Origin of the sequence: Pseudodesulfovibrio sp. JC047 (assembly GCF_010468615.1) — a bacterium.
Taxonomy (GTDB): domain Bacteria; phylum Desulfobacterota; class Desulfovibrionia; order Desulfovibrionales; family Desulfovibrionaceae; genus Pseudodesulfovibrio.
The window spans coordinates 97746-116970 of the sequence record NZ_WUEH01000004.1 but is presented as its reverse complement, the minus strand read 5'-3'; the positions used below and the strand labels follow the sequence as shown (position 1 = coordinate 116970).

General features: G+C 52.2%; 20 protein-coding genes. 11 read left to right on the top strand and 9 right to left on the bottom strand.

All coding sequences use genetic code 11. The annotated features are described in order from the left end of the window. The first annotated feature begins 86 nt into the window (after window positions 1-86). Together GO013_RS03855 and GO013_RS03850 are read left to right on the top strand one after the other, a co-directional pair. A complete protein-coding gene (locus GO013_RS03855) occupies window positions 87-467 on the top strand; it encodes a response regulator (protein ID WP_163808737.1) in 381 nt (126 codons plus the stop codon). A 17-nt stretch (window positions 468-484) separates the two neighbouring features. Next, on the top strand, window positions 485-2224 hold the full coding sequence (locus GO013_RS03850) for an HD domain-containing phosphohydrolase (RefSeq protein WP_163808736.1): 1740 nt from the start codon (window positions 485-487) through the stop codon (window positions 2222-2224). On the opposite strand, the gene GO013_RS03845 is transcribed toward GO013_RS03850, so the two are convergent. The 3 genes from GO013_RS03845 to GO013_RS03835 form a co-directional block, all read right to left on the bottom strand. Next, a complete protein-coding gene (locus GO013_RS03845) occupies window positions 2221-3843 on the bottom strand; it encodes a DUF885 family protein (protein ID WP_163808735.1) in 1623 nt (540 codons plus the stop codon). The genes GO013_RS03850 and GO013_RS03845 overlap by 4 nt on opposite strands. 28 nt (window positions 3844-3871) lie before the next feature. Beyond that, on the bottom strand, window positions 3872-4828 hold the full coding sequence (locus tag GO013_RS03840) for a chemotaxis protein (RefSeq protein ID WP_163808734.1): 957 nt from the start codon (window positions 4826-4828) through the stop codon (window positions 3872-3874). Window positions 4829-5036: 208 nt separating this feature from the next. Beyond that, on the bottom strand, window positions 5037-5309 hold the full coding sequence (locus GO013_RS03835; protein WP_163808733.1) for an acylphosphatase: 273 nt from the start codon (window positions 5307-5309) through the stop codon (window positions 5037-5039). A 171-nt stretch (window positions 5310-5480) separates the two neighbouring features. Between GO013_RS03835 and GO013_RS03830 the strand changes: the two genes are divergently transcribed. Next, a complete protein-coding gene (locus GO013_RS03830) occupies window positions 5481-6071 on the top strand; it encodes a hypothetical protein (protein ID WP_163808732.1) in 591 nt (196 codons plus the stop codon). A gap of 152 nt (window positions 6072-6223) precedes the next feature. Here GO013_RS03830 and GO013_RS03825 read toward each other — a convergent pair whose 3' ends face one another. After that, complete coding sequence (locus GO013_RS03825) at window positions 6224-6727, bottom strand: hypothetical protein (protein WP_163808731.1); 504 nt, start codon at window positions 6725-6727, stop codon at window positions 6224-6226. A gap of 446 nt (window positions 6728-7173) precedes the next feature. Between GO013_RS03825 and GO013_RS03820 the strand changes: the two genes are divergently transcribed. The 7 genes from GO013_RS03820 (at window position 7174) to arfB (ending at window position 13782) form a co-directional block, all read left to right on the top strand. Further along, entirely contained in the window at window positions 7174-7488 is a 315-nt protein-coding gene (locus GO013_RS03820; RefSeq protein ID WP_163808730.1) for a zinc ribbon domain-containing protein, read from the top strand. 119 nt (window positions 7489-7607) lie between these two features. After that, window positions 7608-8906 (top strand): adenylosuccinate lyase, encoded by a 1299-nt coding sequence (purB, locus tag GO013_RS03815; protein ID WP_163808729.1) that lies wholly within the window; start codon window positions 7608-7610, stop codon window positions 8904-8906. Continuing rightward, window positions 8907-9464: an orotate phosphoribosyltransferase gene (pyrE, locus tag GO013_RS03810; RefSeq protein ID WP_163808728.1), complete on the top strand. Its 558-nt coding sequence runs from the start codon at window positions 8907-8909 to the stop codon at window positions 9462-9464. Window positions 9465-9525: 61 nt separating this feature from the next. Then, a complete protein-coding gene (locus GO013_RS03805) occupies window positions 9526-10785 on the top strand; it encodes a L,D-transpeptidase family protein (RefSeq protein WP_163808727.1) in 1260 nt (419 codons plus the stop codon). Continuing rightward, window positions 10782-11489 (top strand): hypothetical protein, encoded by a 708-nt coding sequence (locus GO013_RS03800; protein ID WP_163808726.1) that lies wholly within the window; start codon window positions 10782-10784, stop codon window positions 11487-11489. Before GO013_RS03805 ends, GO013_RS03800 begins: the two co-directional genes overlap by 4 nt. Then, window positions 11443-13203, top strand: a complete 1761-nt coding sequence (locus tag GO013_RS03795) for a M14/M99 family metallopeptidase (RefSeq protein WP_163808725.1) — start codon at window positions 11443-11445, stop codon at window positions 13201-13203. The genes GO013_RS03800 and GO013_RS03795 overlap by 47 nt, the downstream gene beginning before the upstream one ends. 108 nt (window positions 13204-13311) lie before the next feature. Beyond that, window positions 13312-13782, top strand: coding sequence for an alternative ribosome rescue aminoacyl-tRNA hydrolase ArfB (gene arfB / locus GO013_RS03790; protein WP_239057725.1), 471 nt, complete (start codon window positions 13312-13314; stop codon window positions 13780-13782). A 6-nt stretch (window positions 13783-13788) separates the two neighbouring features. On the opposite strand, the gene GO013_RS03785 is transcribed toward arfB, so the two are convergent. The 5 genes from GO013_RS03785 to GO013_RS03765 all read right to left on the bottom strand — a co-directional run bounded on the left by GO013_RS03785 (window position 13789) and on the right by GO013_RS03765 (window position 18280). Beyond that, the gene (locus GO013_RS03785) at window positions 13789-14778 is read right to left on the bottom strand and encodes a glycosyltransferase (RefSeq protein ID WP_163808724.1); all 990 of its coding nucleotides are present in this window, start codon (window positions 14776-14778) and stop codon (window positions 13789-13791) included. Beyond that, window positions 14775-15926, bottom strand: a complete 1152-nt coding sequence (locus GO013_RS03780) for a methyltransferase domain-containing protein (RefSeq protein ID WP_163808723.1) — start codon at window positions 15924-15926, stop codon at window positions 14775-14777. The genes GO013_RS03785 and GO013_RS03780 overlap by 4 nt, the downstream gene beginning before the upstream one ends. A gap of 210 nt (window positions 15927-16136) precedes the next feature. Further along, window positions 16137-16751 (bottom strand): 3'-5' exonuclease, encoded by a 615-nt coding sequence (locus tag GO013_RS03775; protein ID WP_163808722.1) that lies wholly within the window; start codon window positions 16749-16751, stop codon window positions 16137-16139. 102 nt (window positions 16752-16853) lie between these two features. Next, window positions 16854-17516 carry a hypothetical protein gene (locus tag GO013_RS03770; RefSeq protein WP_163808721.1) on the bottom strand — a complete coding sequence of 221 codons (663 nt, stop codon included), beginning with the start codon at window positions 17514-17516 and terminating at the stop codon, window positions 16854-16856. Window positions 17517-17533: 17 nt separating this feature from the next. Next, window positions 17534-18280, bottom strand: coding sequence for a hypothetical protein (locus tag GO013_RS03765; protein WP_163808720.1), 747 nt, complete (start codon window positions 18278-18280; stop codon window positions 17534-17536). 119 nt (window positions 18281-18399) lie between these two features. Here GO013_RS03765 and lgt point away from each other — a divergent pair, with 119 nt between their 5' ends. Then, complete coding sequence (gene lgt, locus GO013_RS03760) at window positions 18400-19182, top strand: prolipoprotein diacylglyceryl transferase (protein ID WP_163808719.1); 783 nt, start codon at window positions 18400-18402, stop codon at window positions 19180-19182. Window positions 19183-19225: the final 43 nt, after the last annotated feature.

Here is a 19225-nt window from a genome sequence, read left to right as displayed (position 1 = left end):
GTTATTGTTTTTATGGCATGAAGAAGACGTTAACTGCCATTTTGGGGTAGAATATTTCCCCAACGGACTTGTGAAGGAGAGGTATAATGGCCAAGAAGATCCTCATTGTTGATGACGAGGTTCATATCAAAATGTTGCTTGAACAGACGCTTGAAGAGCTTGAAGACGAGTTTGAAGTCGAGCTGTTCACGGCGTCTGACGGTGAGGAAGGGTTGGACTTCATACAGAAAAAACGTCCAGATTTGGTCTTTTTGGATATCATGATGCCCAAGATGAACGGATATGAAGTCTGTAGTGTCGTCAAAGAAGATGAGACGTTGCAAGGTGTTAAAATTATTTTGCTGACTGCCAAGGGGCAGGAAGTTGATCGCAAGCAGGGGATGGAGCTTGGCGCGCTGATGTACATGACAAAGCCATTTGATCCTGATGAAATTCTCAGGGTCTCCAAGGAAGCTCTGGACCTGTAAACCGTTTTTTTGACTGCATGACACCGCTCAAGAAATATATTCGCCCTGGCGTTTTGCGAAACATCCTCCGCAGGGCGCATGAACTGGCGGGAGGCAAAAGCCCCCTGGCCATCACCTATGAAGGTGAAGTCGTCATCGTGGAGGGGACGGATTCCTTTGACGGATTCGGAGCGGACCTTCCCAACACCTTTTCAACCCCCATTCAATTCGATGACATCCATAGCGGGAAAGTGGTCTTGCGGTGCGAGGACATGGCTTCGTCGGATGAATGCACCCGTCTGCTGAATTTCATCGGATACTCGATTCAGGAATTGATCGACATGGAGCAGGCCCGGCGTTCCATTGCCGAGGAAGCGCTGTCCAAGTATCGCGAATTGGCGTTGCTGCATCGGTCTGTTCCGAACATCAATACCTCTCTGGTCATGCGGGACGTGGTTCGTGCCTTGATCGACGAATGCCGTCGGGAAAATTATCCTGGTGAATTGGGCATGATTTTTCTTTTGGAACCGGGGTCCAGACAATATCGACTGGCCGTTCAATACGGATTTCCCTTCGGGTCCAATCTGCAACCGATGGCCGACAGTGATCTTTTCATAGAAGTGGCGGAGACCGGACGAGGCGAGATCATCAACGATCTGGACAAGGATTCGCGATGGGCGGGAGAGCTTCCCGACCTCGGGTCCATGATTCTGATTCCGATCGCTTCACCCAATCGATGCGAAGGGTTGCTTATTCTGGCTTCGGAAAACAAGGGGCTGTTCGAGGCTTCCCACAGACGGAGTCTGTCCACTCTGGCCTCGGTCGCCGGAATTTCCGTGAGTAACTCCTTCAATTTCGAAGGGGTGCAGAAGCTGATGAATGCGATCCTGCAAGCTTTGGCCGAAGCCATTGATTCCCGTGATCCGTTTACTGCCGGTCATTCGCAACGCGTGGCGCATCTGGTGGTCGCATTTGCCCATGTGCTGAACGAGAAAGGGGATTACGCCGGGATGATCTTCTCGGATGAAGATCTCAGAGAATTGTATTATGCCGGTATATTGCACGATGTGGGCAAGATCGGCATCAAAGAGGATGTCCTGACCAAACGGACGCGGTTGAGCGAGCGTCGCATGGATGTCATCAAGGCCCGTTTTCAGCTTTTCAGCCAGTGCAGTGATTTTGATTGGGCGTCTGCGTTTGCAGTCGTCAGTTCCGTGAACAAGGCCATGACACCGGCCGACGCTGATCTGGAGTTTGTCAGGGAGCTGGGGACCACCGTGCTTCGTGAGGGCGGAACGCATCTCCCGTATCTTTATGAGGATGAATTGGAACATCTGCTGTTGCGTTACGGCAACCTGACGACCGAGGAGCGCAAGGAGATTCAACGTCATCCGGCTGAGAGTGAACGCATCCTTCAGCACATCCCCATGCACGGCAACTATGGCAACATGCTGACCATTATCCGGCAACATCATGAGCGGCTCGACGGATCGGGGTATCCGGACGGTCTGAAAGGGGACGAAATCATCGTGCAAAGTCGCATGATGGCCATTGTCGATATCTATGACGCCGTGACGCAGGAGCGACATTACAAGCCCGCATACACCCGCAGCGAAGCGGTCAAGATTCTGGAAAAGGATGCTGAAGCCGGTCGGTTGGATTCGCATTTGACCGCCGCATTCCTGAAGAATCTCGAACGGATCGAGGCCTTGTCCGAACGGGTCAAGATCACCCGTGTCAGCAATCTTTCAGAAATCGGAAATTTCTCCGCCCTTTAATCTTCTTCCTTTGAAACCCGAGGATTGGCCGCACACACCCGTTCTTCGATGCGGGCAAACGAGACCTGTCCTTCGGCGAAGAGTGCCGCACAGAATGTCCCGAGATCCATCCTGGATTTCTTTCGAAGTCGCGTGATTTCGTACAGTCCCAGAATGGGCATGGCCCGTCGGGCAGGGGTCAGGCGAATCGTTTTGACGTGATGTAACCCTTCTTCGTGTGAGAAACCGGCTTTTTCCAGAATGGAGAGGCAGGTGTTCTGATCCAGTGATCCGCGTGCCAATCCGGCATCGACCATGGCCAGAGCCGCGCGACAGAGTCCCCGCTTGTGATGTGTCAGGCGATCAAGCGGCATTTCCAGATAGCCGAGTTCATCCATGAGATTTTCGGCAAAGGCCAGCCATCCAGCCGTGAAAAGCGGGTTGGTGATGTGCGCCATTGGCGCGTCTCCCAATGCTCGCCGCTGCGAGTGGAGCAGATGACGACCCGGATACGTCTGCATGGCGGTCATGAAAGGAAATTCCTTTCTGGCCCGGGCCAGCTGGGTCGGGTCGTCCCGAAACCCCCGGCCAGAAAACAGTTGGGCACTGACGTGGCAGCGGGACGGTTCGTTGTCCCATGCGCCGAGGGCCGGTTCGAGATGGATGGGCCGCAGGGTGGAGGCCAGATGCACCGGGTGGGGATCGATGCGCAATCCCGTGTCGGCAAAAACTTTTGCCAGGGAGGATTCCTGCATGAACCCGCGCAGTCGGTGAATTTCGCGAACAATGAGATCCATGGCTTCCAGGCCATCTGTCGGCGGCCCCTGATACTCGGTGTAGAGTTCCCGCCAGGTCTTTCCTTTGCCAATCTTGGATTCGAACCAGCGGAGGGATGCCAGCCGGTTGTTATATTCCTCTTCGGCCATGGCATAGATCTCGTCAGGGCTTCGTGTGGACCCGAGGACGTTTTCGGTCATGATCGAAAATGACGGCCCAAGGTCGTCCGGATTTTCCGGGCAGGCGGTGACGAATCGGTCATAGTCCCTGAGACTGACCAATGCTTCATCCAGCAATTTGCGAGCCTTGCCGGTCTGGCCGAGCGTTTGGCTGCCCAGATCTGTCAGATACCGGGCACAATCCCGGATGATGGTCTGTGCTTCGCCTCGGCTGGCTGCGCTTATCATTTCAATATTGGCTGGTGCACAGGCGAGCAGATGGGGGACTTCTTTGAGACGTTTCAAAAAACGTTTTTGTCGGATGCGTTCACTTTTTGCCGGAAAGCAGACGGCCTGTTCCAATCCGGTAAAAGCGATATGCAGATACATCTCGGGTGCTTTTTCCCAGGTACGAATACGGTCCAGCTCCGTGAGGACGCCATTGGCGTTCAGGGCAAAGGCTTCGGCCTGAGCCGCTCCTTCAGGCGTCTCCGCCTTGGAGGCTGCAATACGGAAATCGTCCGTGAAACGCCGCAATGCATTTGTGTGCTTTGCGAGACCTTTTTGGGAAAAGTCATCCAGTCGGTCGAGCCATTTGGCCGATTCGACAGCAGGAGGGACCAGCGGGAAAAGTCCCGAAGCACACATGATTGGGAAGTGCTTGGCGAGATAGGTGAAATATTTCTTTGCGAGTTTTGCTTTCATGTATGTGCGCTCATTCGGGTCGGCTGTCTCAGGCCTGCCGTCCCGGTTCGAGCAGTTTATAGACTCTGGGGACAAGTTCCCCCAGTTCGGCCTTGGAGACTTGATCGTCAGCCCCCACGGCAATTCCTTTGTGATGCAGTGTCTCCGTAATGATCGAAGAACACAGGATAACCGGCAATCCCTTGAGAACGGGGTCTTCCTTGATCGCTTTGGTCAGGCTGTGTCCATCCATGGCAGGCATTTCAATGTCGGAAACTATCGCATTTATAGAGTTGGTCACAGGTTGTCTATCTTTTTCAGCCTTGGCCTTGATGGTTTGCAGGTACTGCCACGCCTGTTCGCCATTCTCTTCGGTGTGAACGCGAAATCCTGATTCGGACAGAATCTTGGCGATCATTTTTCGGGCCATATTCGAGTCGTCTGCCAGAAGCAATCGAGGCTTTTTTTGGGCAAGTTGTTGTTTGACGGTGTCGGTGACGTCTGTGACAGGAACCGTATCGGGATTCAATTCCATGCATATTTTTTCCATGTCCAGGATGAAAATGATCCGGTTGGTGAATTTGACAACGCCGGTGATGGAATTGGCTGTCAACGATGAGACGTACTTGGTGGGGGCTTCCACCTCCTGCCAGTTGATCCGGTGGATTCGAGTCACGCCGGACACCAGAAAGGCACTTTTGGTCCGATTGAATTCCGTGACAATGACCTTGGGTGCTTCGGATGGCAGCCGGTCTTTGCCGAGCCAGTGAGCCAGATCAATGAGTGGAATGATTTCATTGCGCAGATTAAAGGCGCCCAGAACCGCCTCGTGTGTGACGTCCGGCATTTCCGTGAGTTCCGGCATCTGGAGAATTTCAAGGACCTTGGCCACGTTGATGCCGTAATATCCACGGTATTTGCTGTTGGGGCGTTTGTCGTCAAGAAAGAATTCGACGATTTCGAGTTCATTGGTGCCCGATTCGAGCAGAATATTGGTGTCGCTCATGTGCGGTCTCTCCAGAGTCTCCGATGTTTGGCGGAACAGAACCTTTTCTTATACCAAGGGGTTCATTGGATGCAAGCTCGGGATAGCGTCGGATTTGTTGTGTAAGGATGGCATCTGATCGAATTCTTCAGGCACGAAAAAGGCCATCGCGAAATCGCACGACGGCCTTGGGGGTGACAGGGGGACAGGCAGTCCGGCCTTTTCTCTATCAACCCCGTGTTTCAAATGTGGTGTATGTTTTGTCATAGTCCAGCGCAGAACAGGAAATGGTGCCTTTATTGACAATGGGGGCTTCGTTCATGAGCTGTTCGCGAAAAATGGCGTAGGCCTCCACATTGCCTTGAACCAATATTTCCGCTTTTTTGTCCGCGATGTTGCGAACCCAGCCGGTCAGTTCCAAAGTTTCAGCCGCCGATCGAACCCAGGATTGGAAACGGCCGCCAGCCACTTCGCCTTCGACAATGCATTTGTAACTCTTCATGGCGTCCTCCGAAATAGGATATATGTATATCCATCCTGTACGTGATTTCGGGGTGTATGAAAAGGGGAGAATCTGGTTTTTGTCCCTTGCTCGGGGTTGTTATTTTGAGGTCTCCAAGATAGGGTCTCCCCCTACTCAAGCAGCTTCTCAACCGTGAAGCAGGGGAACTCCATGCGTCGAATTTTTGTCCTTGCCGTTCTGTGTCTGCTCAGTGTGTGCGTTTCGCCCGCCATTGCTTCTTTGCCTTATTATAACAAAGATATAGGCTATACAATTTGGTTGCCAAAGGGATGGACTGTGGCGTCGTCCCGTGATTTGGAACGTGCCGGAGAGCAGTGCCGCCCCTTGCCTATACAGGGGCTGACATCCCATTGGGTGGCCGGGTACATGACTCCTGAGCTGGGAGAGGGGTGCCGTCTTTTGGTGGAAGTCAAACCCGGTCGGAAAATGCGTCCTGCGGACATTTCGAATTTCAACAATTATATTGTCCGATCATTGCGCCAATCCCCGTTGGATTCGGCGGATGATGCGGATAGTGTGGTCTTGAAAAACGCCACATACTACAAAGAGAAAAAGGTTCTTCGTATCGAGACAACCATCGGACGGGGGAAACATGCACTCCTTGGTCTGACCTATATCGTGTACACCCGCAAAGGCATGTTGACCTTTGTGGGATACCTGGCCCCTGGTGAGAAGCATATGCAGAAGGTGCTCGATACAGCGGTGCTTTCGTTGTATCTTGATGATCCTATTCGGTATTGACGGTTCTGGTCTCGAATGTTCAACGCCGTGACCGTGTTTGCAGCAGAAAGGAGCAAGGGGACGACTCGAATTGAATTTCAGTGGGGTTGATATCCCATGACAAAGCCCCCATGGCCGGATGGTCATGGGGGCTTGATCGAGTCAGTTTTGGATTATTGGGTGGTTTCGCAGGACGGGAATTGCGGGTCTGTGCCGCTGTTCAGCAGTTTTGACCTGTATTCAGTCACTTCGTCCAGCGCATTCCATTCAGTGTAGATTTTCAGCCAGCCATTGAAATCCAGAGAATCTTCATCAAGGATTTTTTCATGCATTTTCAACCAGACATTGAAAATGTACATTTCAACCTTGAATGTTGCGTTGTCAAAGACCTGGGGGAGGACGGTCGATTCGTATTTTTGGCCGTCCAATCGGGCTGCCACGTAGGAACAGACATTTTCCTGAGACCGTTTGTAATCGGTGACCGCGTTGTTGACCATGTCGGCAAAGCCGTACAAGGCGGGGTGATCCTTCTTGATCTCGGCCAATGTATCATCGGGGATTTCGATCCAGAGTTCTTCACCTTTTTCCACCACGAAGTAGAACCTGAGCCACTGGTCGAATTGGAAAACCTCAAGGGTGTCCTTGACCGCATTTTTCACACTCACGCTTCGAATCATTCGTCTATCCTTCATTGGGTTAGTGTCTTTGGATGGGAAATATGGACATCCTGGGGGATCGAGTCAAGGGGAAATCGCGGGCCGCAGGGGTAGACAAAGCCGCGATGATTGGTATATGAAGTGCGGCTTGCAATAAAGAAAAGCCTTATCGGGCTGAAATATCAAGGAGAGCATTATGGCACGTCACAAGAAGCACGAACGGAAAAAAGAATTGGATCGGAAACGTCAACGTCGCAAAAAAGCTATCAAGGCCGCTGTCAAAGAAGCCAAGGCCGCTAAAGCCTAACTCGATTGCCCTTGCGGGCGATCATTGTCGTGTTGACACCGTAAAGTTTCCATTGGCGTGGTCGAATCATGCTTATGGTGTCTTTTCGGCTGTCAATTCATCTGTGGGGAATCACTCGAATCCCAGTTGTATATAATCTTTAGAGTGAAGAATTTGCGTCATGCCTATTTACGAGTATCAATGTGAGGATTGTCAATTCGTTTTTGAAGAATGGCAGTCTGGTTTTGAAGAGAAGGAATTTCCGTGTCCACACTGTGGGGGAAAGTCCAAACGACTTATTTCTCACAGCTCTTTTCACCTCAAAGGTTCCGGTTGGTATGCCGATGGATATGGGGCGCCAAAATCCGGGTCCAAGCCGGGCGAGGCGCAACGTCCGTCCTGCGGGGGCGATGGTGATTCTTCGACCACAGTCGATTCAACACCCGCTCAGACGAATGCTGCCTCGGATTCGTCTTCTGCTGGGTCCGCATCCTAAGACATGCAAGGCAGCTCCGGCTGCCTTTTTTCATGGTCTCTCCGACCTTGAAATACACAACCATATTGCTCTAATGTGGTTGTATTGTAATAAAGACATTCAACGAAGCGAGAAATATCATGCTTGAACGGTATTCCCGACCCGGGATGAGAGAGTTGTGGACCCTTGAAAATAAATTCAGGGTCTGGCTTGAAGTGGAGTTGGCCGTGACCAAGGGGTGGGCCGAACTCGGCAAGGTCCCTCAGGATGTCTGTGATGAAATTCATGCAAAGGCTGATTTTGATCTGGACCGTATCTTGGAAATCGAAGAAACGACAAAGCACGATGTGATCGCCTTTTTGTCGGCTGTCGAGGAAAAAGTCGGCCCAAGTTCCCGATACATCCATCTCGGTTGTACGTCTTCGGACATTGTGGACACGGCCAATGGCGTGTTGCTGACCAGAGCCGGTGCCATCCTCTCCGAAGGCGTGGACCGCATTTTGAACGTGTTGGACGAGCTGGCTCACAAGCACAAGGGCCTGATCTGCATGGGGCGCACACATGGCATTCATGCCGAACCAACCACCTATGGTTTGAAATTTGCCGGTTTTTACGCCGAATTCACGCGCCACAAGGAACGTTTTGACGCGGCCCGTGAGAATATCCGTGTCGGCAAGCTGTCCGGCGCAGTCGGCACCTTTGCCCATCTCAGCCCTGAGCTGGAAGAAAAAGCGTGCGCCATTCTTGGGCTCAAGGCCGATCCTCATTCCACTCAGATCGTCCAGCGGGACCGGTACGCGCAGTTCTTTACCTCACTGGCAATGATGGCCGGCGGTATCGAGCGGCTTGGTCTTGAGCTTCGCCACTTGCAGCGCACCGAGGTTTCGGAAGTTGAAGAAGGCTTCACCAAGGGCCAAAAGGGTTCTTCGGCCATGCCGCATAAAAAGAATCCGATTTCTGCGGAAAACATGTGTGGACTGGCTCGACTGATTCGTTCGAATTCCATGGCTGCCATGGAAAATCAGGCTTTGTGGCATGAACGCGATATTTCCCACTCTTCAGTGGAACGTGTGATTATGCCCGATACCACCGCTCTGATGGATTACATGCTGCATCGCATGTCCGGCGTGTTGGAACGGTTGGTGGTCAAGGAAGAAAGTATTCAGCGGAATCTTATGGGATCATTTGGTCTTTTCTATTCACAACGAATTCTCAACAAGCTGATCGCCACTGGCCTGAAGCGTCAACAAGCCTATGAAATGGTGCAGAAGGTCGCCCTGCGGTGCTGGGAAAACCGGTTGCAGTTTGAAGACGAAATTCGTGTGGATGCCGAAGTAAATAAGCATCTTGCGACGAACGACCTTGACGAAGCCTTCGACCCTTCGTATTACAAACGCTATGAGGATGTGGTATTCAGCCGTGTCTTTGAGGGGGATTAGATGAAAGAATTGAAGTCCAAACTTGCAAAGTTGTTGCTTGAACTCTCGTACAAAGAGGGCGATTTCACACTGACTTCCGGCAAGAAAAGTGAATATTATTTTGATTGCAAACAGACCGCTCTCCACCCTGAAGGTGGGTATCTGATCGGGCGGCTGTTTCTTGAAATGCTCAAGGATTTCGACGTGCATGGTGTTGGCGGCATGACGCTTGGAGCCGATCCGCTCATCAGTAGCGTGACGGTTGTTTCGCATATTGAGGGACGTCCACTGCCCGGTTTTATCATTCGCAAGAAGTCCAAGGGGCATGGAACCAATCAGTACCTTGAAGGCTTGGCGAATTTCAGCAAGGGAGACAAGGTTGTCCTGCTGGAAGACGTGTGTACCACCGGGGGAACTTTGGCCACGGCCGCCGAGCGTGTGCGCGATGCCGGATTGGAGATCGTCGGTGTTCTTGCGGTCCTGGATAGGGAAGAGGGCGGTCGAGCACGGCTCAAGGAAGCTGGGCTTGAATTGAGTTCCATCTTTACCCGTCAGGAATTATTGACCGCCGGACAGTAGACCGGCGTATCCGTGAGGCTGCCTGGTTCGGAGAAATCGTGGGAGGATTGGGTTTAGATCCATGCGCATACTTTTTGTTGTTCTGACATTGGTCATGTCTGTGAATATGGCGATTGCCGAAGGGTGGAATCCCACCCTCTCTTCGCACTCGTTTGGCCCTGAGCGGCTCATCGCCGTGGACAAGCAGGGCCAGGAATTGATTATGTTGGAACGCAAAAGCCCGTTGCATGAGGTCTTTCGTTTTCCCTGCACCACCGGGCAGTCTATCGGTGACAAGTTTGTTGAGGGCGATCTGCGGACGCCCGAAGGCGTGTATTTCATCGGTCATCGTATCAATCGCAAACTCGATTGGGATTTGTACGGTGACATCGCCTATTCATTGAATTATCCCAACCCTATTGATCGAATCAATGGCAAGACCGGAAACGGCATCTGGCTCCATGGGCGGGGCAAGACCTTTGTGCCTCGTGATACGCGTGGGTGCGTGGCTCTCAAAGTTCCGGACATGGAAAATGTGGCCGGAGAATCGGCCTACGGGACACCGGTTGTCATTGCCAGGGATCTGGACTGGACGCAGGCTCCGGGTGAAAGTGAAGCCACTGCATTGATTCTGGGCCGAGAATTGGAAGCCTGGGCCACTGATTGGCAGCGTCGGGACGAAAGTTTTTTCGACCATTACAATATCGATCTGATGACCGCGAGCGAGGGAACGGATTTTACCCATTTCGTGGACCGCAAACGAGGGATTTTTTCTCGGTTGGCATGGATTCAGGTCATGGTGGGGAATGTCCGGGCCGTCCCTGGTCCCGGGTATTGGGTGACATGGTTTGACCAGTATTACCGTGCACCGGGCATGGCTTCGACCACCGGCAAACGGTTCTATTGGCAAAAGGATACATCCGGGAAATGGCGCATTGTCGGGCGAGAATATGTCCCGGCATCCGAAGATCTCAAAGACAAATATATTGCCTCGAAAAATGCCGAAATTCGCACGTTGGTCATGGAATGGCGTACCGCATGGCTTGCCCGGGATCTCGATGGATACGGGCGGTTCTACACCGCTCGGGCCGTTCAGGGAAATCGGCGAGGCGTGCAGGCCATTACCAACTATAAAAAGAGATTGTGGGCCACCAAAGCTCCTGTTAAGGTTGATATTGATGGTGTGATAGTGACCCAACACCCCAAGGGACTCGAAGTCGCATTTCGTCAGATTTTTGAAAGCGAGGACGGGTACAGTGATATCGGACGGAAAACCCTGGTTCTGACCCCGGACGGGAATACGTGGAAAATTGAAAGTGAGCAATGGAGACGGGGTAGATGATCGATTCGAAATACAGCGTTCTTTTCATGCGTGATGATCGGGATGTGACCAGATATCGCGTCAGTCCGTTTTGGTTGAGGATGTTTATCTTCAGCCAGATTTTTCTTTTTCTGTTTGCTGTCGGCGGTATTTACATGGGCGTGCGTGGTTTGACGATCAACGCCGATCTGCACACCGAGAAAAAAGCCCTTGAACAACGCCTCGTCGATGCCGAAGTCCGGCTGGAACGGCTTGGCAACATGGAAAAGATTCTCCAATCCTACGATCCGACCGAATTGCAGTCGTTGCTGTCGGCCGCTAGCTCTCCTGAGGTGGAAGAGCCTGAGCCACAGGTCGAGATTGATCTCAATGAAATTTTTATTCGGACCGACACCCAGCAGGTCGGTGTGGAAAATCTTCAAGCAAAGTTGTCCAAACGAAAGTTGTCGATTTCTTTTGAACTCAATAATCTTCAGGCATCCAAGTCCATGGCGGGGCAGACTGATTTCGTGTTTGTCAAAAAAGACGGAACATCCGTTGCGGCCATGACCAATAAAAGCGACCTTGGATTCCAGATTCAACGCTTCAAGCGTATCCAGACCACTTTCCTGCTCCCCGACGGCGTGGACAAGGATGATCTTTTTGGCCTGCGTTTGGAAATCAAAGGAAAGGGTGGGGATGTCATTTTTGCGGAAACCTATCCTCTGTACCACATTCTCGCTTAGCCTGATTGTGCTGCTTTTTGCGTCCCAGGCTGGTGCCGGGTCGTGGGAGCATTCCTTTTTTGCCGGGACACAGTACCCGTTGAAGGTGTATTTCCTTCAAGGCGAAGAAGACGGACCGACAATCATGGTTCAGGGTGGTATTCAGGGAGACGAAACCTCTGGTTTTGTCACGGCTCAGTTGTTGACTCAGGCCAAGATCACTCGCGGAAATATCATTCTTCTGCCCCGGGCCAATGTCCCGTCCATCAATCTGCACAAGCGGCAGATCAATGTGGACATGAACCGGCGGTTCGATCAGAATTACAATCGGTTTTATGAAGACCGTGTCGCCCGGGTTATTCGTTTTTTCCTGGCCCAGAGTGACGCCTTCATTCACTTGCACGAAGGCAGTGGATTCTATCGTCCGACGTATGTGGACAACCTGCGCAATCCCAAGCGATATGGGCAGTCCATTATTGTTGATACGTTGGTTTTCGACTCCATTGATTTGGGTCACACAGTCAATTCCGTGCTGGAAGAACTCAATGGAAGCATCCGAACTCGCGATTATCAATTCAAGCTTTTCAATACCAAGACATTTGATACGGCCACGGCGTATCCGGAGATGCGCAAGTCGCTGACCTGTTACGCTTTGGCCGAGCATGGCATTCCGGCCATGGCTGTGGAAGTCAGCAAGTCCATCCGGCAGATTGGCTGGAAGGTGCGCCAACAGTTGGCCGCCACCGTGATGTTGCTTCGGCGATTCGGGGTGGGCATTGTCCCTCCCGAGTTTACGGATCAGGATGTTCGGGCCTACGCCCGCAAGGGGATTGCGGTCAGTGTCAATGGCCGCCAGATTGCGTCTGGACGAACGATCTCACTCGCCCCGGGTTCGACTTTGGCAGTGAAGTCTTTGAAGAGCGGCCCCAGTGAATTTGCTCCTGAATTGGCCCTTTTCGCGTCGGATCGTCCGGGGGTCAATCTGATGAATGCCAAGCGCATGGTTCTGGAACCATTTTCCGAATTGGAACTGCGGTCGGATGGGAAACGGGTGGCCAAGGCCCAGGTCCGGTGGACCGGGAAAATGCCGCCTTCCCCGGATGAAGACATGCCTGTTTTCGTGTGTTGGCTGAACGGCAATCCTGTTTTTGTCCGGGACGGTGACGTTTTGCAGGCGGTGCTTGGCGATCAGTTGATTTTGGAAGGACTGTGGGGCAGTGATCTGAAAGAGGTCATTAATCTCAAGGGATTTGTAGCGATTCCCTGGGCGAATAACGGGCAGGATCTCGGTTGGGAAATCATCCTTGATCCAGACAATTTCATTGGTCGATATGCCGTGAAATCAGATCAGCCAGGAACGACGCGGTTTCGGGTTGTTCGAGAAACACCGGGCGCGCCCAAAGCCGAATTTTACGTGGATGTTGCTTCCCGCTCTGTCTATGCCCTGAAATTGGCGGACGAACGAGGCCAGACCCTGCTTGTCCCCTGGCTGGCGGGACGGCATTATCGTTTGCCTGAAGGCAAATATATCTTGGAGGCGGCATGGAGTAATGGTGCCGGTGACAAGTTGATAACGACAACAGCGAGCAAGCCGCTCGACACCGGGATGGCCTTTACCGTGGCAATCGGCAAGCCGCTTCCTTTGACGGTTCGTCAGGCGACCACTTTTGGGGATCTTGGAACCATGACGTTTACCGCTGGAAGTTTTGCCGGATTGTCTGCTGTGACACCGTGATTTTTTTACGATGAATCGTTTGAAAAATCCGTCGTGTGGCGGATTTTTTTTATGGGAAAATCGAAAGAGTCAACTGTGCTCTTTCGCTGTTTTATTCGTTGAGAAAAAATGGGCTTGCCCCATCTCGCGTGTCGTGGCACCTTCTCCGTCATGCTTCGTATCACAGACTCCATCAGCATTCCGTATGAAGAAATACGGTTTATCACCAGCCGAAGTTCCGGGCCGGGAGGTCAGCACGTCAATACGGCTGATACTCGTGTGACCCTGTTCTTCAATGTCGAGAAATCATCAAGCCTGACCCAGTTGCAAAAGGTCGCTGTCACCGGAAAATTGCGTCGACGTGTGGATAAGCGAGGCGTGCTGCGCGTGACAAGTCAGAAATTTCGAAGCCAGAAATCCAATAAGGATTCGGCGATTGAACGATTCATCGAGTTGATGCAATGGGCGTTGAAGCCTGTGATCCCCCGTCGAAAAACCGCAGTCCCTCGATCTTCAAAACGGCGACGTTTGGAGCGGAAAAAACAGACCAGTCAGCGGAAAATCACCCGGAAAAAACCGAATACGAATGGAGAGTATTGAGCGCGGCTATGGTTTCAACGCCGCATTCAGGTACGCGTTTCGAAATTCGGTCTCGTGGTATGCTTCTGCCAGATGCAGATAGAGCAGCTTGAGATATTTTTCGTGAATATAATCAGCAGTGTTTAGACGTTTCTGGACGCGTTCATCAGGAATGGACGTAATGGCCTCCATGAGCGTCTTGAAGCGGTGTGCGGATCGATGTCTGGCGTTGATTTCAGCAAGACCGGCTGCGGCGATGGCTTCCCTGCGCTCCGTGTCGTCGAGAAGCTCACAGACTATTTCAATCAACCGATCCATATTGTCCGGCGGATAGGTGACGAGATGTTTCCCGTTGGTGAAAAAGCGTGATTGGCCATGGCCCACTTCTGGCGTGACCAGACAGGCTCCTGTGGCCAGCGCCTCAAACACACGGAAATTGAGATCGCCATATTCGGCAATATTCAGAACCACTTTTGCTCGGGGAAAGAGTTCACTGAACGTCCCGCTGCGTACTTCCAGACTCGGAAACCGCGCCTTGAGTTCCTTGAGAAAAACATATCGTGCCGGAGTGGTCTCTTTGTCCACGGTCCCTGCGAAGAGGAGATCCCATTCCTTTTCTGGCGGTTGTGCGGGCGGCTCTTCTTCTCTGATCGGGTAGGGAGGAAGCCAAACCACCTGTTCGTCGGTCAGGCGTTGACGAAAGCGGGGCATGTGGTCTCGGAGGCTGACAACAGCCATGTCAAACGCCTGTGCGTATATCGGATACCATGAATGGATATGGGAATCGACGGCATAAAAGACTGTTGGGCAGGGATATTTTTCAACGCCGACCAGCGGCGGTGGCACACTGCAATCCGCATAGAGCAGGATGTCCGGTTGCCCATCGCACTGGTCCACAACGGTGTCCCAATCCATGACCGTGGGAGTGGGCATGGGAATGTGCATGATTTCGACGCCGTATTCTTTGGCAAGGTGTGGCCCGAAATAACGGCCGCCCACCCAGGCTATGCGTATCATTGGTGTGTCTCCTGTCGAACCATGTGCAAGACACGGCGGGGACCGATGCAGGATTGATATCGGTGAGACGGAAGGTTGGAAGCAAGCGAGAAGCCCTGTCGGGTGCCTTCGCCGAGAATGACCGGCAACTGGGATTCTCCGACTTCCAGAATGGTCTCATTGCAATGTTCGAACATGATTTTGGTGGTCAGTTCGAACTTTCCGGTCCGATGCAGGACATTGAGCGCGAGAATAATATCGTATTTTTGCGGGAGTGGCGTGGTGATGTCGTATACCATGAACTGGCAGTTCGACCGTTTGGCCGTGGCAAGATTGGTGGACAGACTGATGGCGCCCTGATCCATGTCCATGCCAGTGCCATGCGCGCCCATTTCTTCGGCCTTGAAGGTATAATAGCCGTGCATACATCCATAATCGCACAGGGTTTTGCCGGTGAAATTCACGCCGAGTTTGAGCATGTTTTTCCATGTCAGCGGCGATTGGGTAAAACCGGGCACAAGGACGCGTCCATTGGACTCGATGGTTTGGTAAAACGGGTTGAATGAATCGGCTTCGGCAATGGTTTTGAAAATATCTCGATCTTCGACAGCAATGCCGGGATGCGTCGTTTTTCGATTGGCTTCGGCCCATTCACCGATGACATCGGAATCCTGCACTTCCTTGAAATCTGGAAGAACCGGCTCCAGCATTTCGCAGAATTGGCCGGGCTGATGCGGCTGACTGCCGGTTTTGATGGCTTGTTTTGTTTGTCGGATTGTGCGCAGGAGAAATCGTTCCATGCGAACATCTCGGGCGGGTTTCAGGTAGAACGATTGTCTGATCGTGTAGGGAGAATACATGTCGCACAGGGCATCGAGAAAGGCCTGATGAATGTGTGGATGGCTGATTCGACATCCTTCAAAGACGATATCCTGATAGCGAAGCGTTCGTAAAATTTGGATGAAATTGTTTTTGAAATCCAGATACGTCTTGGGATGGCGGACCGTTTCGATATCGCCGCCGTATTTTTGCGCGACAGTCGGTGTGATGGCATCCAATCGTATCTGGGCATAGCCGAAATCATCGGCAAGCATCTGTGCTGCATAGCTTTTCCCTCCGGCAGGAGGACCGGCTATGATGACGACTTTTGGGCTGAAATGATACTTCAATGAAAGAGTGTCCTGTGTGCTGATTATGCCGTCTGATTTTCAGGGGGCTTCATGCAATTGATCCATTGTCTTCAGTCTATCGTATGACTCCCACTGATTCGGTATGCGGGAGCGGCAGGTTTTACCCGTATGTTTCATTTTGCATGGACTATGCCAGTATTCGCCAGTCCACTGAGAGTGGAGATGCGTCAGGAAAAGAGGAATGTGGGGTTACGCCAGACCCAGTTCGTCCAGGGCGACGTAGAGCTTTCGGCTGATCCAGGCGTCGGTGGCCGCATAGTTGATCTGTTGTGGCGTAAGTTTTTCCTTGGCCCAGTTGGAGCATTGCGCCGACTTGGAGATGCGGAAACCGAGAAGATTGGCTGCCATGTTTCGCAGACCGTGCGTCTGCATCTTGGCTTTGGTGGACAACATGGAGAGGTCCACGAATCCGCTTGGTTTGAATTTGCCGACACGTTGCAATCCAAGGATATCATCGCGCACGGCTACGCCGGTTTTGATGACATTTTTGTCGGCCAACAGATCACAGAGACCGTTGTCCAGCGGAAGAAGATTGATTTGAAAGACATAGGCGCAATCGGCTGTCGCCAATTGGAGCAGAGACGGAGGGCCAGGCTTCTTCCCTTTTTTGAAAACTGGGCGTGTTTCAGTGTCAAAACCCAGCAGGGGATGGCCTGCCATTTCTTTGAGGGCCTGAGTCCGTTGCTTTTCCGTGCGAACAACTTTGATTTCCCCTTCATAGCGGCGAAGGGGCATGGCGTTGATCTCGTCCTTGGTTAAGGAACGGCGATAATTGAGTGATATGTCTGTGGCGTCCGTGGTCATGAGTGCGGTACTTTACGGTTTGAAGTTGCGCGATGGTTGTACATTACAGCCCATTCGTCAAGTCTCTCTTCACGATGGGGGCATTTTTGTTAAAAAATCTCGTTAATTCGTAACGATACCGGAAGCAGAACATGGCTCCATATTTCTGCGCCACCAGTATGCTGCGTTGCACCGTTCGGTGGCCAGGCCGACATCCCTGGGGCTATAGTTTCTGTTGATATTTTCGATGAATTGGTACTGCGTGACCGAGTCAAGCGCATCGGCTGCGGCGTCGAGTGATGTGGTCCCGGCTTCAAGCTCCGTGATTTGTTTGGTGACCATATCGCTGATGAATCGTTGCGACGAGAGCCGTGTCACGAAGTGATGGAGTTCTTCTTTCGTCTTTTCCGCATCGCCGAGTCGTGCGTAGGACAGGGCCGTGTATAGGGCGGGTTCCCACATGCGGTCATCTCTGGTCAGGGTCAGTTTCATGGTTTCGATGCATTCCTGATATCGTCCGGCGGCGTAGAAGGCGATACCGGCTTTTGCCAGGGTGGACGGGAATCGGGCGGTCCGCGTGGGCGGGTCCTGATTCAAGCCCTCTGCGTACAAGTCTGCGGCCTTGGTAAAGTACCCAGTGGCTTTGTCAGTTTGTCGAGAGGTATATGCGCGCCATGCGCGCTCGAAATTCCTGTCACCGTTCTGGATGGATCGCCAGGCCTGAGCCGGGATGGCGGTGGCAAGTACAAGGGCCGCCGTGAGGAGGATGGTGGTTGTTTTGTGCATGTGGTCTCCGTGCGTTCTCAGGGCATGTACGCTCTGGCTATGCGAAAAATGTCATCATAGGTGTGCTTGTTGCGGATGGCCAGCGCCATTTCCATGGCCATATCCATTTTGTGTTCGGTCAGGGTCAGCACTTGGTCCCGGATGCCTTTCATGTGATAGGTCAGGAAGTCCGCTTCGAAATTGTCAATGGCCAGAGAAACGCCTTCGGAGAAAAGTCGTGATCCCATGTGGGGAATGAATCGTTCCAGATCCTGTCTGCCTTCGCGCCGGGCGAACATGACGAAAAAGAGGAGCTTGACGAGCAGCCTGTCTGCCGAGAGTTTGTGGGTGACGGACAGGAGTGCGTCCAGATTGACCCCTTTGGGCTTGATCGCGTCGAACATGGCCGTGGCCATGTCAAAGGCTCGCTCTTCCGCCATAGGCGGGTGGGCGAATTCGGAATCCATTCGAACCACGGTTATTCTGGGGTTTTCACCAGAAGCAATGGCGGATATGGCCAATCTCATAAGATTGATTTTTATCGTATACTCGTTGAGCAGAATATTTTTTTTGGCTTTGGTCAAGCGGCGGATCAACGGGATTTCTAGATCTGAAAATGTTGTTTCGAGAAGGTGCAGGATGAATGGCTCGACCGTGTTGGCGATTTCCTCATCCAGGATCGCACGGCCCTTTTTGGCGTCCAATATTTTTTTGATGGACAACCAATAGGCGGCCAGCCCCTCGACAGGCATTTCCAATATATCCAGTTCCTGTGGCTTTTTCATGATGGTTTGCTTTTGGGTTGACGGGGCTATAAAAAAAGAGACACCCTGTCGATTGCTGCAGAGTGTACCTGAATTTGAGAAGAAAACAAAGTGACATACCGTAACCGGAGAGAACTATAATGTTGGAATACCCACAATTCGACCCTGTTATGCTGTCCATCGGGCCATTGGAGCTGCGTTGGTATGGCATGATGTACGTTTTTGGCATCCTTTCGGGATGGCTGCTTGGTCGATATCGGGCGTCCAAATCGTGGAATCGAATGACGCCGAAGCTGATGGATGATTTCATCACATGGGCCATTCTCGGTGTCGTGCTCGGCGGACGGCTCGGGTATGTCTTTTTTTACAATGCCGCTTTCTATTTTTCTCACCCTCTCAAGATATTTGCGGTTTGGGAAGGGGGCATGTCCTTTCATGGTGGAATGCTCGGAGTACTTGTCGCCATTTTTCTCTTTGCGCGGGCCAATGCCATGACCTTTGTCGAAGTGGGCGATTTCGTCTCCCCGTTGGTCCCTCCCGGATTATTCTTTGGTCGTATAGGAAACTTTATCAACGCCGAACTCTGGGGACGGTACACGGATTTGCCCTGGGCCATGCCTTTCCCGGGTGCCGGTGGATTGCCCCGCCATCCCTCACAGCTTTACGAAGCCGCGCTTGAAGGACTGGTTTTGTTTATCGTGGTCTGGTGGTATTCCGCCAAGCCTCGTCCACGAGGGTGTGTCGGTGCACTGTTTCTGCTTGGGTACGGCTGCTTCCGTTTTCTCGTCGAATTCGCGCGTGAACCAGACAGGCATCTGGGATTCGTGGCGTTGAACTGGATGTCCATGGGACAGATCCTCTGTCTCCCCATGATCCTTTTTGGTCTCGGTTGGCTCTTTTATTCCTATCGGGATGCTGCGTAACTCGGTGTCCGAGAGCGGCCCATCTGCTTCGTTGGCTGGTCTG

Coding starts and splice junctions, on each gene's coding strand:
- GO013_RS03855 (WP_163808737.1), top strand. CDS start 87: ATGGCCAAGAAGATCCTCATTGTTGATGACGAGGTTCATATCAAAATG.
- GO013_RS03850 (WP_163808736.1), top strand. CDS start 485: ATGACACCGCTCAAGAAATATATTCGCCCTGGCGTTTTGCGAAACATC.
- GO013_RS03845 (WP_163808735.1), bottom strand. CDS start 3,843: ATGAAAGCAAAACTCGCAAAGAAATATTTCACCTATCTCGCCAAGCAC.
- GO013_RS03840 (WP_163808734.1), bottom strand. CDS start 4,828: ATGAGCGACACCAATATTCTGCTCGAATCGGGCACCAATGAACTCGAA.
- GO013_RS03835 (WP_163808733.1), bottom strand. CDS start 5,309: ATGAAGAGTTACAAATGCATTGTCGAAGGCGAAGTGGCTGGCGGCCGT.
- GO013_RS03830 (WP_163808732.1), top strand. CDS start 5,481: ATGCGTCGAATTTTTGTCCTTGCCGTTCTGTGTCTGCTCAGTGTGTGC.
- GO013_RS03825 (WP_163808731.1), bottom strand. CDS start 6,727: ATGATTCGAAGCGTGAGTGTGAAAAATGCGGTCAAGGACACCCTTGAG.
- GO013_RS03820 (WP_163808730.1), top strand. CDS start 7,174: ATGCCTATTTACGAGTATCAATGTGAGGATTGTCAATTCGTTTTTGAA.
- purB (WP_163808729.1), top strand. CDS start 7,608: ATGCTTGAACGGTATTCCCGACCCGGGATGAGAGAGTTGTGGACCCTT.
- pyrE (WP_163808728.1), top strand. CDS start 8,907: ATGAAAGAATTGAAGTCCAAACTTGCAAAGTTGTTGCTTGAACTCTCG.
- GO013_RS03805 (WP_163808727.1), top strand. CDS start 9,526: ATGCGCATACTTTTTGTTGTTCTGACATTGGTCATGTCTGTGAATATG.
- GO013_RS03800 (WP_163808726.1), top strand. CDS start 10,782: ATGATCGATTCGAAATACAGCGTTCTTTTCATGCGTGATGATCGGGAT.
- GO013_RS03795 (WP_163808725.1), top strand. CDS start 11,443: ATGTCATTTTTGCGGAAACCTATCCTCTGTACCACATTCTCGCTTAGC.
- arfB (WP_239057725.1), top strand. CDS start 13,312: ATGGGCTTGCCCCATCTCGCGTGTCGTGGCACCTTCTCCGTCATGCTT.
- GO013_RS03785 (WP_163808724.1), bottom strand. CDS start 14,778: ATGATACGCATAGCCTGGGTGGGCGGCCGTTATTTCGGGCCACACCTT.
- GO013_RS03775 (WP_163808722.1), bottom strand. CDS start 16,751: ATGACCACGGACGCCACAGACATATCACTCAATTATCGCCGTTCCTTA.
- GO013_RS03770 (WP_163808721.1), bottom strand. CDS start 17,516: ATGCACAAAACAACCACCATCCTCCTCACGGCGGCCCTTGTACTTGCC.
- GO013_RS03765 (WP_163808720.1), bottom strand. CDS start 18,280: ATGAAAAAGCCACAGGAACTGGATATATTGGAAATGCCTGTCGAGGGG.
- lgt (WP_163808719.1), top strand. CDS start 18,400: ATGTTGGAATACCCACAATTCGACCCTGTTATGCTGTCCATCGGGCCA.